We start from the raw sequence: 15,696 nt of genomic DNA on the forward strand, positions 1-15,696 counted from the left end.
GTCCCCTGCATGTGATGTTCAGGGCTTCATGGCGGCGATTCTTCACCGCAGTCTGGCGCGGCCGACCTGGGTTCACCTGCACTGATGTCGTAGCCCTCTACTCAGCTCTACGCAATCAGGGCGTCGCCGCGTCTCGCCCGTTGAGGCGAACCCTGAACGGCGAGGAACCCAGTCCAGGAGTGGACCTCGAACAGCAGGTCCGGCAGGTCGATCCTGGGGAGCATCGCTTCCGTGGTGGCCTTCAGCCAGGTCAGTGACTCCGGCTCGCCCACCGCGCCGAGCTTGTCCACCGACAACCGCGCCCGGCCGCCTCCCTCGGGGACCACGATCTCCGCTTTCGCGTCGTCGCCGACCTCGGCAAGCCGGTCGGCCATCTGCCGCCACGCCGCATCCAGCCCTCGCGTGAGCTGGGCCAAGCGCTCGTCGGCATCCTCCTCAGGGACAGGCCCGCAAGAACGTCCGGGCGCATTGCCTCCCACCGCGGGCCGTCCAGCGGCCGGGCGCGTGGGTCGGCCCACCGGTTCGAGGGGCGGCGAACGCGTCGCGCCGGTTCAGGGCACGGTGCCGCTGCTCCAGCGTGCACACCACGTACGCGTCCCGGTCTACCGCCCCCTGCGGCAGCTTGGTGTTCGAGAACACCGCCCGCTTCCACATCGCGGGCACCAGCTCGGCGTCGACCTCGCGGGGCAGCAGCGGTTGGTCCTTGAACCGCCGGCGGGAGAACGCGGGCAGGCGGCGCACCGCCTTCAAGATGCGCCGCCCGGCCGGGGCCGCGCCCAGCGCGTCCGACTCGCCCAGCAGGGACAGGAAGGGGCGCACAGTGTCGTAGCGCAGGGCAAGCTTCTCGCGCATCGCCACCTCGGCCGAACCGTCGTCCTCCGGCACCACGGCCTCGACGGTCGCGAACGCCCCGGCCACCGCCGTACGCGGCACGGCCTCCTCCACCGCCGCCCACAGCGCGGCCACGTCCAGGTCCGCGTCATGCTCGGCGACCAGGTCCAGCTCCTGGGTGAGGATCTTCGACGCCTTCGCCAGGATGCGGGCCGCCTTCTCCAGCTGCGGCAGCATCGCCAGCCGTTCCCGCTGCGACGCCCGCCGGGCTGGACTGATCAGCCGGTTCGCCATCAGCACCGCGAACAGATCCAGCGCGTCATCGACCGCCTGCGCCTCCAACCCACGACATACCGAAGAACCTCCGCGTCGCCGGCGTCATCGTGCTCCTCTACGCACAACCCCTCACCCGCATCGTCCGGCTCACCGTCGACGACGTCGTGCACGACGGAGAAGCGGTACTCCTCCGGCTCGGGGAACCGGCCTCACCCGTCCCCGAACCGGCCGCTTCCCTGCTGCTGGACTACATCGCCGACCGCGACCACATGAACACCGCCACCAACCAGGCATCCCCCTGGCTGTTCCCCGGCCGCCGGGCGGGCCAGCCCTTCCGCCCCGACCACCTGTCCGCGCTCCTCAACGAGATCGGCGTCCCAGTGGCTGCCGCCCGCGGCGCCGCCATCCGGCAACAACTCCTTGAGATGCCCGCTCCCGTCGTCGCGGACGCTCTCGGCTACCACGACAAAACCACCACCCGCCTGCTCAACGAGACCGGCGGGACCTGGAGCCGATACGCCGCTGGCGATCACACGAAGTCACCGGCAGGTTGGATTCCTCGGGGCACCGGCGACAGTTGAATACGCGAGTCCACCAGTAAACCGCCGGTTCGTACACTGCGAGGGTGGAAGACCATAGGGCCACCAGGATCTATGCACGTCCGGCGCCCGCCTTGCGGCGGTACGTCGGCTCGTATGTCGGTTTCGATCTTCGTGGGTTCCCGGCGGGGGTGCACTGCGGTCCGCCGGGCCGCGTGCTCACTGCGGTGATCAGTCTGTCCGGCCCTTTGGAGGTGGCGGCAGGCGTCGACGACGGGTCACCGGTCACCCGATTCGGCAGCGTGGCCGGCGGTCTGATGCGCCGGTCCGTCGCGATCCACCACGACGGACGCCAGGAAGGCGTGCAGGTGTCGCTGACACCGCTCGGGTCCCGGGCCGTCTACGGCATGCCCGCCGCTGATCTCGCCCACCGACTGGTCCCACTCGACGAGCTTCTCGGAGCGCTCGGCGTCGAGCTGGTCGACCGGCTCCGCGCGGCGACGACATGGGCCGCGCGGTTCGCCGTGCTGGACGAGTTGCTCCTGCGAGCCGTCGGCCGTGGCGCCTGCGGCGACCGCGTGTCCCGGGTGCGCCCCGAGGTGGCCGAGGCCTGGCGCCGCCTCTTGGCCGCGCGGGGCCGCGTCCAGGTTGGGGCGGTCGCCGCAGAACTGGGCTGGAGCCGTCGGTACCTCACCGAGCGGTTTCGCGGTGAGGTGGGCCTGTCACCGAAGACCTTCGCCCGGGTTCTGCGCTTCGAGCACGCGCATGAACTGGCCACCACGCACGGCCCGCTTCCGTGGGCCGATGTGGCGACCATGTCCGGCTACGCCGACCAGGCCCATCTCGTCCGGGACTGGAGCGAGTTCACGGGCCGATCGCCGACAGCCTGGCGTCGCGGCGAAGTCCTGCTCGGGACCGGGTAGTCGCCGACCGCGCCGCCCATCGCGTCGGCTTCTGTTCCCTTTCCTTCAAGACCACCCGATTGCCGTCCTGTGACGATCGTCGGCATGAGACTCGTCAACCACGAACCCAACGCCATCGACCTGCGGACCACCCCCGTGCACCTCGGGCTGGGATCGAGAGCGAAACCCGTCGAGGGCTTCGCCTGGGACCCGGAGGTGCTCCATGCCTACAGCGCCGCGGTCGCGGCGGACGGCGCCGAGGGCCGGATGGTGACGATCTTCGACGGCGACGGCCCCGGCGACCATTGGGAGCGCCACCCCGCCGGCGACGAACTGGTCGTCTGCCTCAGCGGGTCGGTGACGGTCACCCGCGATGTGGACGGAGTGCCCGACCGGGTTGTGCTCGGGCCGGGCGAGGCCACCGTCAACCCGGCCGGGACATGGCACGCGGTCGACATGGCGGGGCCGGCGTCCATCCTGACCATCACCGCTGGCCTCGGCACCGACCACCGTCCCCGGACCGAAGCCCGCCCGACCGAGCACACCGGCACGTCCGGCCCGCGAACACCGTGACGACCCGTGTCGCGTGCCTCGGCGACAGCCTCACCCGCGCGCAGCTCAGCGTCGACTACCTGGACCTTCTCGAACGACGCCGCCCTCCCGGCGACGTACGGCTCGCCCGCTTCGGCGTCAACGGCGACTTCGCCCACAACCTCTCACGGCGTCTCGATGCTGTCGTCGCGGACCCACCCGACGTGATCACCGTACTGATCGGGACCAACGACGCCCGAGCGAGCCTCGCCGGCTACCCCATCGAGCGGGCCATGAAGCGCAAACAACTCCCCGAGCGCCCGTCGGCCGGCTGGTTCCAGCAGTGCCTGGGAGCCGTCGTCGAACGGCTGCGAACGGAGACCGACGCGACGATCGCTCTGCTGTCCCTCCCGGTCCTCGGCCAACAACTCGACGGAGCTGCGGCACGGGCATCACAGGCGTACAGCCGCATGATCGCCGAGGTCGCCACCACCAACAAGGCGACCTACCTCCCGCTCCACGAACGCCAGACCGAGGAACTACGCCAGGCGGACCCGCCGCCGATCCCCTACCGGGACCCGACGCCCGCGGCGAGCGTCAGCGTCCTCGTCCGGCACGCCGTGCTGCGCCGCAGCCTCGACACGATCTCGCGGCGCCGAGGTCTCGTGCTCACGACCGACCACATCCACCAGAACAGCCGCGGCGCCGCCCTTGTCGCCGAGGTCATCGACACCTGGCTCCCGACCCGGAGCGCGTAGCCGGTTCCGGCGGCGGCCCCTTTCCTGCGTATTCGGTTCCCACCCCTACCGGGGCAGGCAACGACAACCGGACCATCTCTCTCGGCTACCACGACAAAACCACCACCCGCCGGCTCAACGAGACCGGCGGGACCTGGAGCCGAAACGCCGTTGGGGATCACACACGGTCACCGGCAGATTGGGTTCCACGGGGAACTGGCAACAGTTGATTACGAGAGTCCGCCAGTATCACACCCGGGGATCCCCGTGGGTTCAAGGAAACCGAAGCTCCTTCAGCCTGAACCCACGGGTCCACCGGTCTGCTTCAGGTCGGTAGATCCGTGGGTTCGGTTGGAACACGAGGGTGCTGTGCAAGCCGAAGAGCTTCGGCCGTGACTTCGGCGTCCACCTGTGCCTGTGTTCTGTCGCCGCATTCAAGGATGTCGTAGTCGTCGTCCAGGTTGGCGAGTCGCTCTGCCAGAGGCAGCTCGTGCCCGAAGCGCTGGTGGATCCTGAAAGCCAGCTCGCGTGGCGTCAGTTCGCCGGCCAGCATCCGGGCGGCAAGTGCGCGCGCGGCGGCTTCCTGTCCGGCAACGCTGCCCGCTGAGTGGAAGGTGAGGCCCAGTTCATCGAGTGCCGGGGGAAGGAGGTCGGGGACGTCGTAGTCCGCCTCCGCGCGTGTGCACGCGGCCAAGATCCGCAGGGCAGGACTGTCGAGGCCGGCGACGAGTGCATCACAGGCAGCAGTGACGACGTCGGTTGCGCGGATCTCGCCCATGCTCCAGAGAACGGCGCGGTCCTGAAGCTCGCGGGCTGCTGGTTCGGTCGACGACATCCGTCCATGATCTCGTCAGTCGGTTGAGCAGGTCGAGTGGGTTTCACTGCGATGCCTGCTCGGCGGGTTCTCCCAGAAGCGCGCGTGCTGAGTCCGCGTAGCGGATGGCGGTCTTCTCGTCGATGCCGAAGACCAGTGCGAGGTGGAGCGGGTCGGCGCCGTGGGTGAGGGGCTCTTCGAGTTGCCGGGCGAGTCGTCCGGCAGGTCTCCCATGCTTCACATCAGGGAGCGGCGATCGGTGAAGGCACATGTGGAGCTCACGGATCGGGGGAGGCGACGGACCACCGTCGCCGACGTGGCGCACCGGTGGGGCTTCTCCGGCCAGGCCGTCCTCGCCGAGTTCGGTTGCCCGGTCGCCGTCACCCTGCTGATCGGGTTCCTCCTCGCCTACCCCGCACGGGCCCGCCGGCTCCCCCTCACCCTCGCCCCGGCCACGGCACTGATCGTCGGCGTTCTCGGTCCGCACAGCGGCGGCGCGACCAACCCTGCCCGCCAGCTCGGTCCCGCACTCCTGTCCGGGGAATCCGGCTACCTGGCTGTCTACCTGATCGCCCCCACGTACGAGGTGGTCGTCACCCGTCCCTGATGACCGCATGAAAGCGGGAGCCCGGGCACACGGAGGTGGCTTCGTGTGCCCGGGCTCCCGGCGTCGCAGGCATCTCCAGGGTTGAGGAGATCGCGCAAAACCGTACCGGCCACCAGCCGCTGCCAGGCTCGCACCTGTGTCCGCGGAGATGGCCCTGCTCGTGGTCGCGCAACGTCGGCCTGCTCGGTGTCCGAGTACTGCGGCGCTCTGCAGAGGCCCGGTCCGCCCAGATCTGGGCAACAGCCTCAGGGGGCGCCTGGCACGGAGCTGCACACCACGACCGCGCCGACAGTCCTCTTCCGAGCCTCCGGGGCCCGCTTGATCATCGGCGGTCTGCCCAATCAGCGCGCGTCAGCCGTAGCAAAGCGCTCCCGGTGTTGGCGGATCTCGTCATGGTGATCGGCGGCCCAGCCGATCAGGGAACCCACGATGCCGATCAAGCTGGCACCGAGGGGAGTGAGGGCGTACTCCACGCGCGGTGGTACCTCGGCGTAAGCGGTCCTGGTGACCAGGCCGTCCTGGTGGAGCTGGGCCAGGGTGCGGGAGAGCATGCGCTGGGAGATGCCGGGGATGCCGCTCTGCAGGTCCTTGTAACGCATCACGCCACCGCCCCGCAGGCTGATGATCACCATCAGCGTCCACTTGTCCCCGATCCTCTCGAGGACCTGGCGGATGAAGTCGGCGTGTTCGACCGGGACGGCGCTGCAGGGGACCGGGAGCGCCAGGGTGTCCGGAGCGGCGGCGTTCTTCTGAGCTGCTACGGCCTCCATTACGGACACCTTCCTTCGGTTGCGGACACGAGTGTTCCTTTTGTACAGCCTTCCATACTGGCGCATGATGGCGCTACATACCAAGCGTAAGTATTGGAGGTGAGCGCCATGAAGGTGGAAATCTGGGCCGAGGTCACGTGCCCGTGGTGCGGTCTGGGCAGTCACCGTCTGGACAAGGCCGTCGAGCAGTTCGAACACCGTGACGAGGTCGAGCTGATCCACCGCTCGTTCCCTCTCTCCGACGATCTGCCGGGCGAGGGAGTGATGAGCGTGCGCCAGGCCCTCAAGCGGGTCCACGGCGTGGCGGACGACCGTTTGGAAGTGGGCCCCCGCAGGATCGAGGCGCTGGCCGCGAAGGAGGGGCTGGTTCCGTACCACGTACTCGAGAACGTGGTCGGCAATACCTGGCGGGCGCATGAGTTCCTCGCCCATGCCTCCGCTCAGGGCAAGAACCGTGCGGCGTGGGACCGGGTCTTCCGCGCCTACTACGGCGAGCAGCGGTCGGTCTTCACCGTCGATGCCCTCGTCGACCTGGCCCCCGGTCTCGGGCTGGACCCGGTCGAGACCCGGCGGGTGCTGAATGACGGCCGCTTCGGGCAGCAGGTGCAGGACGAGGCACACCAGGCACGGCGCCTCGGTGCCACCGGGGCGCCTTTCCTCGTCATCGACGGCCGGTACGCCGTCCCTGGCGCCCAGGGCACCGACAGGCTCCTGCGCGCGCTGCGGCAAGCGTGGGACGAGGCCCACCCACCGATTGTCCCGATCCCGGTGGCGGACGCCGAGGGGGTGTGCGGGCCGGACGGGTGTGCGGTGCCCGCCGCCCATCCGGCCCGCACCTGATCCACGATCAACCCCCGTTCCCCTCCCTTCCCCGCATTTCCCATTCGACATACATAGAGGTCACCATGTCCTACCTGCTGCACATCGACTCGTCCTCCATAGGGACCGCTTCGGTCTCCCGCCAGGTCGCCCAGTCCTTCCGGGACACCTGGACGGGTGAGGTCGTCCACCGGGACCTTGCCGCTTCCCCCGTGCCGCACCTGAGCGCGGCGGGTGTCTCGGCCCGCTTCACCGACCCCGCCCGGCGCACCCCGGAGCAGACCGCGGCGGCGGCCGTCCAGGACGAACTCATCGAGGAGTTCGTCGGGGCGGGCGCGTACCTGTTCACCGTGCCGCTGTACAACCGCTCGATGCCCTCGGTGTTCAAGGCGTGGCTGGACCAGATCATCGTCGACGGCCGCACCATCAACTACGGCGGCCAAGGCACCGCAGCCGGCCGCCCGGCCGTGCTGATCTCCGCCCGCGGCGGCGGCTACGGCCCCGGCACCCCCAACGAGGGCAAGGATTTCCTCGTCCCGTCCCTGGAGTCCGTCCTGGGCGACCCCGCCGTCCTCGGCCTCGACGTCACCACGCTCACCCCCGAGCTGACCATGGCCCCCGTCGCCCCGACGCTCGCCCACCTCCTCTCGCTGCACGAGGCGTCCCTGGCGGACGCGCACGAGCAGGCCCGCGTGCGGGCCGAGAAGATCGGCCGGCAACTCGCCGCCTGAGCCGATCCGGCACGCGCCGTCGCGGTGGGGCCCCTCACGGACCCACCGCTCCGCCCAGCCGTTCCACACCACCAGGCATCCCTCTCAGGAGCCCTTCATGGGTCAAGCCGAGACCACCCGACGCAAGCGGCCCCCGGTCGCGTTGTTCCATGCGGCCGACCGCCTGGTCCGCCCGCTGCTCGCCTCGCGCCTGCACGGCATCCTCAGCAGATTTCTGATGCTGCTGACCTACACCGGCCGCAAGTCCGGACGCCGCATCACCATCCCCGTCGGCTACTTCGACTGGGAGCCCGGCACCGTCCTGGCCACGTCCTCGCAGAGCACCTGGATCCCCAATCTGCGCTCCGGCCCCACCGTGCACCTGCGTATTCGCGGGCGGGAGCACGAGGCGGTGCCCACCGTGATCGAGGACCGCACCGCGATCACCGAACTGCTCGCCGAGTTCGCCGACCGCAAGACGCCGCGCGAGGCGAAGATGCTCGGCCTGCCCGGCGACCGCAAACCCACACCCGAAGAGCTGTACGCGGCCGGCGGACGAGGGCGCTTCGTCCTCTTCCGGCTCCAGAGCCGAACGGCAGGGCCACCCCTGATGGACCACGGTGCCGCAGGCCGTTGCCTTCGACGCCGTGCTGCCGCTCGTGACCGCTCATCGTGAGCGGGCTTCTGAACCCGACCCTGTTTGGAGCACCTTGATGCGTGTCACCGTCTTCGGCGCCAGCGGCGCCATCGGCCAACTTCTCGTCCACCAACTCCTGGACGCCGGACACCAGGTCACCGCCTACGTCCGCACCCCCGCCAAACTCACCCTCGTCGACGAGAACCTGATCGTGACCACCGGCCGGCTCTCCGACACCACAGCGGTCCGCAAGGCGGTGGCAGACACGGACGCGGTGATCAGCGCACTCGGCCCGTCGCTGAAGCGGTCCGAGAAGGGCACCGCCGTCACGGACGGCACCCGCACCATCGTCGCGGCCATGCGGGCCGAGGACGTCACGCGGTTCATCGGTCTGGCCACACCCTCTCTGGCCGATCCGCACGACAAACCGCACTGGAAGCCCAAGGTCCTGCCTGTCATGGCCAAGCTCGCCTTCCCCAACGCCCTGGCCGAGTTGAAGGGCATGACCGAGGCGGTCACCTCCACCCCGCTCGACTACACCATCGCCCGGATCACCAACCCGGTCGACAAGCCCGCCACCGGCCGTATCAAGTCCGGTTTCCTGGGCCACGACAAGGTCGGCTCGGCGATGACCCGCGCGGACATCGCCGCATTCCTCGTCTCGCAGCTGACCGACCCCCGCTACCGCCGGGCCATGCCCGTCATCAGCAACTGAGGAGAACCCAGCCAGGAGCCTCACCTCAGGTCTGTCCGCCAGTCGTCGGTGATCGCCACCCGCGCGGGCTCCCGCATCGGCCGCGTCACCGCCCTGCGCTTCGCCACCCAGGACGCGCGCGCCTCGTCCTCGCCGACACCAACGCCGACGGAGCCAAAGCCGTGGCCGACGGGATCACGTCGGCCGGTGGCACCACCCTCACCGTGATCGGAGACCTCAGCGACCAACTCGTCGTCGCCCAGGTCGCACCACCGCCGGCGACGCCTTAGACACCGCTGGCTGGATGGCTCGTTGGGCCGTTCGTGGTGGACCTGGTGGAGCGGCTGGTGCCGGATGAGTTGTGGGTATTGTTCCGGCGGGTGGTGCCGCCAGGACCGGCGACAGCACCCCGCCGGATCATCAAGGACAGGGGCAACGAGTCATACCGGCCCTGGAGGCCACGAGCCCGAACCGGGCTCTACGAGGAAGGCAATGGGCGGCGTCGGGCGGGCGACCGGGAGACGCTGGCGGCGATCATTTTCGTGGCGACCTCCGGTTGCACTTGGCGGCAGTTGCCCCCTGTGTTCGGTCCGGCCTGGCCCACGGTCTATCGACGCTTTGCGCGATGGAGCCGGGCCCGGGTCTGGGCCCGGCTCCATCGCGTCATCCTCGACGAGCTCGGTGCCCGTGGTGAGCTGGACTGGTCGCGCTGCGCGATCGACTCGGTCAGCGTGCGGGCGACAAAAGAGGGCCCTTGACCGGACCGAATCCGACTGACCGCGGCAAGTTGGGATCGAAGATTCACCGATCATGGACCGGAACGGACTGCCGCTGTCTCTGGGCATCTCCGGTGCCAACATGCACGACAGCCTGGGTTTGGAGCCGCTCGTGCGCGGCATCCCAGCCGTCCGCTCCCGCCGTGGCCCTCGGCGTCGACGACCGGCGAAACTACACGCCGACAAGGCCTACGACTACAACCACCTGCGCCGATGGCTCCGCGAGCGCGGAATCTTCCACCGCATCGCCCACAAAGGCATCGAGTCCTCGCAACGGCTGGGTCGACACCGTTGAGTGGTCGAGAGAACCATGTCCCGGCTGTCAGGCTGCCGCCGGCCGCACCGCCGCTATGAACGCAAGGCCGAACACTTCCTCGCCTTCGTCGGTCTAGCCGCAATCCTCATCGGCTATCGAAGACTCACAGGCTGAGGCGTCGACTACCCGATGAGCTGTTCCGCCGCCTGGCGATACTGCTTCGAGCTGACTTCCGCCAGTTTCCACAGAACGGGCAGACCGTCCTTCCGAAGCCGGTCCTCCGCCTCCAGCTGGCAAGCCAGCTCAAAGCGGGCCATGCTGTCGAAGGAGCAGATACGGACGGCGGACGGCCAAGCTGCCGCCGCCTGCGAGGCGAAGTCCAGCGCCTGAGCTGCCCCGAAGTTCTGCTGCTTTGCCTTGGTCAGCCCCACCGTGCCGAACACCAGACGCGACCAGTCGTTAACGAAAACACGGCCCGCGAGCCCTGCCGGGTACCTGGCACCCAGGGACCAGCTCTCGGCAAACGCAGAACCAAGCAAGTCGTCGTCGAGTTCCTTGCCGTCAAGAAATGCCGTGATGCTCTCCACTCCCGCCATGATCGGGACGTAGTGATCAAGCAGGCCAGATCGCCCGGTCAGCACCTGCACGGCTCCGCCCAGGCGAATGGCTGCGGCGCAACACAGTGCTTCTCCCACAGCGTCAAACGTCTCGTCCACGATCCCCGGTCCCTTGTCCACCCCGATGGAGGGTGCCCCCAGGCACGACAGCCGCAATGGCACCATAGGAAACGACCTCTTAAGGCCGCGGCCGGTACGCCTGCAGCTTGGGTCTGTCAAACGAGCGGCTCTGGCCCGTGGTCGACGCCTTGTCCGACGAACTCGTCTCCGGCATCCGCGCGGTGGCCGCCGGCGACGCCGTCATCTCACCCGGTCCGACCCGCAAGCTCATCGACGCCTTCAGCAGCCGTCTGCCGGGCCACACGCCCGAACAGCAACGGCAGTCGGCGCGCCTCACCCACCGCGAACGCGAAGTACCCACCGCCGTCGCGACCGGCTGGAGCAACACCGAGATCGCCGCACGCCTCTCCCTCGCCGAGTCCACCGCCAAGTCACACGTGAGCAGCATCCTCACCAGGATCGGGGTCCGGGACCGGGTCCAGGCCGTGATCTTCGCCTACGACGCCGGCCGCGTCAGGCCCGCCTGAGCATGGCCGGAGGGCTTCGTGGCGGGCTCGGACGCCGTTTCCTGGGTCGGAGGAGACGGGCGGCGCCTTCTTCGCCACAGCAGCGAGCCCCCGATCGCCGTCAGAGCGACCAGGGCGAGGGCGGGGCCGCCCAGCGTGAGAACGCGCTGGAGAGAGGTCGCGGCGGCGTATCCGACACCCGCCTCCGCTGTGGCCCACACACAGGCGGCGACGACGCTGTAAGGAGCGATGCGCCTGTAGGGCAGGCGGGTGGCGCCCGCGGAGTGCGGGGCGAGGGTGCGCACCACCGGCAGGAAGCGGGCCGCGAAGACCGCCCGGCCGCCGTGGCGCGTCATCAGCGTCTCGGCCCTGCCCCACGCGGCATCCGGAACGCGACGGCCCATGTGGCCGCCGCGCAGCCGGTCTCCGAGGTACCTGCCGGTGCGATGGGCGAGGAAGTCACCCGCCACCACGGCACCGGCTGCGGCTGCGATGACGAGGAGAAGGTTGACGTGGCCGGTGCGGGCCAGCGCGCCGGCGGTCAGGAGCAGGGTCAGCGTCGGGACGAAAGCACCGATCAGAAGGATCGACTCGGCCAGGACCGCAGCGGCCACCACCGTGTACGCCGCGGCCGGCGAGAGGTGGCCGAGGATGTCGGAGAGCGCGTTCACCGACTCGCCCCGTCCGGCCGCGGCGCGAGTTGGTCCGCGGAGACGAAGGGTCGTTGCAGATGCCAGACGTAGGCGGGGGGAAGGTTGGCCCATACCGTCCAGCGGCCCGTGGCGTAGGTGCGCTGGTAGCCGGCCATGATCTCGTCCACGGCGGCGTGGCGGCGGGCTTCGGCTCGCGATGCCGTCAGGGCGCGGGCCCTGCGGGTGCCGAGGTAGGCGAAGTAGGTCAGTGTGCCACCGGGGTGGAGGAGCTCCAGGTAGCGGGCCATGATGCGCTCGACCTGCGCAGGCGTGAAGTTGGTCAGGGGCAGCCCGGAGACGATGACGTCGTACCGTTGGTCGGTGTCGAGCTGCTCCACGTACGTCTGATGCACGTTCACCTGCGTAGACGCGCCTGTCAGGTGCGGGTGCGTGGTGACGAGACGGCGCAGTCGCGCGGCGAAACGCGGGTTGGCCTCGACGATGTCCAGGCGGCTGCCTCGGGACAGCTGCGGTATCAGGGCCCGGGTGACCGGGCCGGTGCCGGCACCGGCTTCCAGGACTGCCAGCGGGTGGGGCGCCTGAGCCCGTACGGGGTCGGTGAGCACGCGGGCCAGGGCCTTGCCGCTGGGGGCTATGGCACCCGTGGTGCGCAGATCACGGGCCGCCTCGATCAGGAACATCCAGCCTTCGGCATTGCGCTGCGCCAGGACACGGTCGTGGGAAGTGGTCCAGTCGTTCATGGAATTGACGCTAGAAAGCCGCGCCCGGCATGGGATCCGCCGTTCTACGACGGCGTCCCCCTACGAAAGTAGGGGATGGGTATCGCCGATCGTCAGACGGAATCGCGCACCGGTCTGCCTAGCATGGGCCAGGTGAGCAGCAGAGAAGGCTCCAGGTGGGCGGCCTACGGGCGTGGGGCAGTCGTGGCGTTGTGCGTGCTGGCCGCCGCGCTGAACGACATAGCGTTCGAAGGGGGCTACCTGGCCCCCGTCATCATCACAGCCCTGGTGTGCGGAACGGCCCTGCTCGTGCCCCGGCTGCGATGGCCGGTCGCGCCGTTGTTGGTCACCGTGGCCACGGCATGGTGGGGACGGCCGCTGCTGCCCATGCTGGCCATCGCCCTGTTCGACCTGGCTGTGGACCGCCGGGCGCGGGCGGCCGTGGGCTGCGCAGTCGCCGCGCTGGGCGCCAGCCTGCTCAGCTACCAAGCCACCTCCCTGTGGACGGCGCAGTCCTACGCGGCCACGCTGGTCCTGCCGGTGCTGGCCGTGCTCGTCGGGCTGTGGCTGGGCAGCCGGCGCCGCCTGGTCCAGGCGCTGGCAGCCGACGTCGAGCACCTACGCGTCGAGTCCCAGCTGCGCGAGGAAGCGGCCCGCATCGCGGAACGGTCCCGCATCGCCGCCGAGATGCACGACGTCCTGGCCCACCGCCTGAGCCTCATCGCCCTGCACACCGGTGTGCTGGCCACGAAGAGCGACACACTGCCCGCACCGATCGCCGAACGCCTCGGCCTGCTGCGCACGACATCCGTCGAAGCCCTCACCGATCTGCGCGATGTTCTCGGTGTACTGCGCGACTCCGACGCCTCGCCGACCAGCGCCGCCCTCACGCCGGTGATGAGGGAAGTGGGGGAACTGGCCGACGATGCCCGCGCCGCCGGCCAGCACATCGAGCTGACCACCGACGGCCCTCCCGAGCAGGCTCCCACCACTCACCGCCTGGCCGTGTACCGCATCGTCCAGGAGGCACTGACCAATGCCCGCAAGCACGCCGACGGCGCTCCGGTGACCGTACGCATCGGCTACGGGCCACCCGCCACTCTCGTCGAGGTCACCAACCCCCCTGGCACTCCCCGCACGGACACCGTCGGCAGCGGCTACGGACTCGTCGGCCTGCGCGAACGTGTCGCCGCCCTCGGCGGGCACCTGGACTCCGGGCCGGCCGGCGCGGGCGCCTGGCGGCTGGCCGCACGCATCCCCCACCCCGCCGGCATCGAACAGAACGGCACCCGCACATGATCCGCACCATGATCGTCGACGACGACGCCCTGGTCCGCCTCGGCCTGGCCGACCTCCTCGACGGCGACCCCGGCATCGAGGTCGTCGCCCAGGCCCCCGACGGCCTGAAGGCCATCGAACAGGCCACCGCCCACCGCATCGACGTCGCCCTCGTCGACGTACGCATGCCCCGCATGGACGGCATCACCGCCACCGCCCGCCTGCGAGCCCTTCCCCACCCGCCGAAGGTGATCATCCTCACCACCTTCGACCTCGACGAGTACGTCTACAACGCCCTCGCCGCCGGAGCCGACGGCTTCCTGCTGAAGGACACCGACCCCGCCGAAATACTGCGCGCCGTCCACCTGGTGGCCGCCGGCTCGGCCATGCTCCACCCCACCGCGGCCCGCCGTCTCATCGACCGCTACCACGCCGCCAACCAGCCCGAAGCAACCGCCGCCAAGGCCCGGCTGGACCGGCTCACCCCCCGCGAACGCGAGGTGCTCACCCTGCTCGCGCACGGCGACACCAACGCCGACATCGCCACTCGCCTCGCCATGCGCGAGAGCACCGTCAAGGCCCATGTCAGCCGCATCCTGACCGCGCTGGAAGTCACCAACCGCGTCCAGGCCGCCCTCGTGGCCCGCGACGCCGGCCTCGCCTCATCATGACTGCCTTGTCGGGCCGATACCGTCGAGCCGATCCCCGGCGGAAGCCTTGTTACAGCCTTGAATGTCCTTGCCTGTGCTCACAGTCGGCGTCTGAGGACCCGGACCTATGCCCGCCATGTCGTGGCAGTGCGGTTGTGGGTGTGTCGAGTGCGTAGCCGGGTAGCGTCCTGGCCCGGCGGGAGGCCGTAGGTGCTGCGGTACTCGCGGTTGAACTGGGTGGCGCTCACGTATCCGACCGCCTGAGCGATCTGGGCCGCGGTGGCGTGGCCGGCGAGTAGGCGCCGCCGTGGCCCACCACACTGATCCTCAACCGGGGCCGTGCCGACATCCCCACCCGCGCCAAGGACATCGAAGACGGCCTGGCCGATGTCATCACCGTCGGCTCGATGACCCTCGCCGACCCCGACCTCGTCGAGCGCGTACGCTCCGGCCCACCCCTCAACACTCCTGACATCAACACCTTCTACGGCGGCGGCGCGACCGGCTGCACCGACCACCCCACCCACGCCGCCTGACGAAGGGCAGCCCGGCACCCGAGGGAACCGCCGCCCTTGAGCGCCTCGACACAGCTGCGGCGCACGACGGCCCGGCGACCCGAGGAGTCAGGGGCCGCCACCGACGTGCGCCGCAGCAGTTTCACTTCGCCCCCGGCGTTCCACCGAGGGCGAAGGAGTCCGGCATCACTTCACAGGCACCGGTCGCCGCCGGGGTCACCCCTGGGAGGGCGGCACCGGGAAGAGCATGCAGCTGCTGGTGGCGTGGGCGAGCAGGCGGTCCTTCACGTCGACCAACTGCGCCTGGGCGAGGGCGGTTTGACGGCCCTTGCTGACCACCGTGCCGATGGCGCGTACCGTACCCGTCTCCACCGTGATCCGCCGCAGGAACTTCACCGTCAGGTCGAGCGAGGTGTACGCCATGCCCTGCGGGAGGGTGGACTGGACGGCACAACCCGCCGCCGAGTCGAGCAGGGTGGCGAAGATGCCGCCGTGCACGCTGCCGATCGGGTTGTAGTGCTCCTCACCCGGCGTGAGGGAGAAGACCGCCCTGCCGGGCTCCACCTCGTCCAGGGTGAAGTCGATGGAGTAGTTGATGGGCGGCCCCGGCAGTCGCCCCGCCTTCAGCTCGCGCAGGAAGTCGATGCCGGCCATGCGTCCGGCGGCCTCCGCAAGAATCGCGGGATCTTCCCATTGATACGTACGCATCCGTCCCACGAACCGAGCACCTTCCCATCTGACTTTTACAAGTGAAGCTAGCTTCCACCTCACCTGACTGTCAATGACGAAGCCAGGGACC

At 69.6% G+C, this 15,696-nt stretch carries 19 protein-coding genes and 4 pseudogenes; 14 read left to right on the top strand and 9 right to left on the bottom strand.

The genetic code is table 11. The annotated features are described in order from the left end of the window. Positions 1-161 precede the first annotated feature (161 nt). A pseudogene (locus OG858_RS03150) lies at positions 162-1,191 on the bottom strand (Tn3 family transposase); the annotation flags it as partial. A gap of 23 nt (positions 1,192-1,214) precedes the next feature. Here OG858_RS03150 and OG858_RS03155 point away from each other — a divergent pair. The 4 genes from OG858_RS03155 to OG858_RS03170 all read left to right on the top strand — a co-directional run bounded on the left by OG858_RS03155 (position 1,215) and on the right by OG858_RS03170 (position 3,837). After that, complete coding sequence (locus OG858_RS03155; RefSeq protein WP_256960172.1) at positions 1,215-1,688, top strand: hypothetical protein; 474 nt, start codon at positions 1,215-1,217, stop codon at positions 1,686-1,688. Positions 1,689-1,732: 44 nt separating this feature from the next. After that, positions 1,733-2,569, top strand: coding sequence for a helix-turn-helix domain-containing protein (locus tag OG858_RS03160; protein WP_086746488.1), 837 nt, complete (start codon positions 1,733-1,735; stop codon positions 2,567-2,569). An 84-nt stretch (positions 2,570-2,653) separates the two neighbouring features. Continuing rightward, a complete protein-coding gene (locus OG858_RS03165; protein ID WP_327743053.1) occupies positions 2,654-3,121 on the top strand; it encodes a cupin domain-containing protein in 468 nt (155 codons plus the stop codon). Further along, on the top strand, positions 3,118-3,837 hold the full coding sequence (locus OG858_RS03170; RefSeq protein WP_086746487.1) for an SGNH/GDSL hydrolase family protein: 720 nt from the start codon (positions 3,118-3,120) through the stop codon (positions 3,835-3,837). The genes OG858_RS03165 and OG858_RS03170 overlap by 4 nt, the downstream gene beginning before the upstream one ends. A 304-nt stretch (positions 3,838-4,141) precedes the next feature. On the opposite strand, the gene OG858_RS03175 is transcribed toward OG858_RS03170, so the two are convergent. Next, the gene (locus OG858_RS03175) at positions 4,142-4,651 is read right to left on the bottom strand and encodes a hypothetical protein (RefSeq protein WP_327743054.1); all 510 of its coding nucleotides are present in this window, start codon (positions 4,649-4,651) and stop codon (positions 4,142-4,144) included. Positions 4,652-4,694: 43 nt separating this feature from the next. Further along, positions 4,695-4,871, bottom strand: coding sequence for a hypothetical protein (locus OG858_RS03180; protein WP_319316366.1), 177 nt, complete (start codon positions 4,869-4,871; stop codon positions 4,695-4,697). 18 nt (positions 4,872-4,889) lie between these two features. Here OG858_RS03180 and OG858_RS03185 point away from each other — a divergent pair, with 18 nt between their 5' ends. Further along, positions 4,890-5,237, top strand: coding sequence for an aquaporin (locus OG858_RS03185; protein WP_179200775.1), 348 nt, complete (start codon positions 4,890-4,892; stop codon positions 5,235-5,237). 341 nt (positions 5,238-5,578) lie between these two features. On the opposite strand, the gene OG858_RS03190 is transcribed toward OG858_RS03185, so the two are convergent. Next, positions 5,579-6,007, bottom strand: coding sequence for a winged helix-turn-helix transcriptional regulator (locus tag OG858_RS03190; RefSeq protein WP_086746484.1), 429 nt, complete (start codon positions 6,005-6,007; stop codon positions 5,579-5,581). A 108-nt stretch (positions 6,008-6,115) separates the two neighbouring features. Here OG858_RS03190 and OG858_RS03195 point away from each other — a divergent pair, with 108 nt between their 5' ends. From OG858_RS03195 to OG858_RS03215, 5 genes and pseudogenes are all read left to right on the top strand, one after another. Then, positions 6,116-6,847 (top strand): DsbA family oxidoreductase, encoded by a 732-nt coding sequence (locus OG858_RS03195; protein WP_086746483.1) that lies wholly within the window; start codon positions 6,116-6,118, stop codon positions 6,845-6,847. 65 nt (positions 6,848-6,912) lie between these two features. Continuing rightward, entirely contained in the window at positions 6,913-7,557 is a 645-nt protein-coding gene (locus OG858_RS03200; RefSeq protein ID WP_319265393.1) for an FMN-dependent NADH-azoreductase, read from the top strand. Positions 7,558-7,654: 97 nt separating this feature from the next. Beyond that, on the top strand, positions 7,655-8,212 hold the full coding sequence (locus OG858_RS03205; RefSeq protein WP_319265395.1) for a nitroreductase/quinone reductase family protein: 558 nt from the start codon (positions 7,655-7,657) through the stop codon (positions 8,210-8,212). A gap of 37 nt (positions 8,213-8,249) precedes the next feature. Then, positions 8,250-8,888, top strand: coding sequence for an NAD(P)-dependent oxidoreductase (locus tag OG858_RS03210; protein ID WP_328545157.1), 639 nt, complete (start codon positions 8,250-8,252; stop codon positions 8,886-8,888). A 314-nt stretch (positions 8,889-9,202) separates the two neighbouring features. Then, a pseudogene (locus OG858_RS03215) lies at positions 9,203-10,073 on the top strand (IS5 family transposase). An 8-nt stretch (positions 10,074-10,081) separates the two neighbouring features. Here OG858_RS03215 and OG858_RS03220 read toward each other — a convergent pair. Next, the gene (locus OG858_RS03220; protein ID WP_143677083.1) at positions 10,082-10,615 is read right to left on the bottom strand and encodes a hypothetical protein; all 534 of its coding nucleotides are present in this window, start codon (positions 10,613-10,615) and stop codon (positions 10,082-10,084) included. A 143-nt stretch (positions 10,616-10,758) separates the two neighbouring features. Between OG858_RS03220 and OG858_RS03225 the strand changes: the two are divergent. After that, positions 10,759-11,103: pseudogene (locus OG858_RS03225) on the top strand (response regulator transcription factor); the annotation flags it as partial. On the opposite strand, the gene OG858_RS03230 reads toward OG858_RS03225, so the two are convergent. Next, on the bottom strand, positions 11,073-11,753 hold the full coding sequence (locus tag OG858_RS03230) for a DedA family protein (RefSeq protein WP_086746478.1): 681 nt from the start codon (positions 11,751-11,753) through the stop codon (positions 11,073-11,075). The pseudogene OG858_RS03225 and the gene OG858_RS03230 sit on opposite strands and share 31 nt — an antisense overlap. Next, positions 11,750-12,475 carry a class I SAM-dependent methyltransferase gene (locus OG858_RS03235; protein ID WP_086746477.1) on the bottom strand — a complete coding sequence of 242 codons (726 nt, stop codon included), beginning with the start codon at positions 12,473-12,475 and terminating at the stop codon, positions 11,750-11,752. The genes OG858_RS03230 and OG858_RS03235 overlap by 4 nt, the downstream gene beginning before the upstream one ends. Positions 12,476-12,598: 123 nt before the next feature. Here OG858_RS03235 and OG858_RS03240 point away from each other — a divergent pair, with 123 nt between their 5' ends. Continuing rightward, a complete protein-coding gene (locus OG858_RS03240; protein WP_330346584.1) occupies positions 12,599-13,753 on the top strand; it encodes a sensor histidine kinase in 1,155 nt (384 codons plus the stop codon). Continuing rightward, positions 13,750-14,403 carry a response regulator gene (locus OG858_RS03245; protein WP_086746476.1) on the top strand — a complete coding sequence of 218 codons (654 nt, stop codon included), beginning with the start codon at positions 13,750-13,752 and terminating at the stop codon, positions 14,401-14,403. The genes OG858_RS03240 and OG858_RS03245 overlap by 4 nt, the downstream gene beginning before the upstream one ends. A 104-nt stretch (positions 14,404-14,507) precedes the next feature. On the opposite strand, the pseudogene OG858_RS03250 reads toward OG858_RS03245, so the two are convergent. Continuing rightward, positions 14,508-14,690 (bottom strand): annotated as a pseudogene (locus OG858_RS03250) (helix-turn-helix domain-containing protein); the annotation flags it as partial. Positions 14,691-14,789: 99 nt separating this feature from the next. Between OG858_RS03250 and OG858_RS03255 the strand changes: the two are divergent. After that, positions 14,790-14,918: a hypothetical protein gene (locus OG858_RS03255; protein ID WP_328545375.1), complete on the top strand. Its 129-nt coding sequence runs from the start codon at positions 14,790-14,792 to the stop codon at positions 14,916-14,918. Positions 14,919-15,113: 195 nt separating this feature from the next. On the opposite strand, the gene OG858_RS03260 is transcribed toward OG858_RS03255, so the two are convergent. Next, complete coding sequence (locus tag OG858_RS03260; RefSeq protein WP_086746475.1) at positions 15,114-15,614, bottom strand: PaaI family thioesterase; 501 nt, start codon at positions 15,612-15,614, stop codon at positions 15,114-15,116. Between the last annotated feature and the right edge of the window lie 82 nt (positions 15,615-15,696).

The sequence above is a fragment of the Streptomyces europaeiscabiei genome (assembly GCF_036346855.1).
GTDB classification, from domain to species: Bacteria; Actinomycetota; Actinomycetes; order Streptomycetales; family Streptomycetaceae; genus Streptomyces; species Streptomyces europaeiscabiei.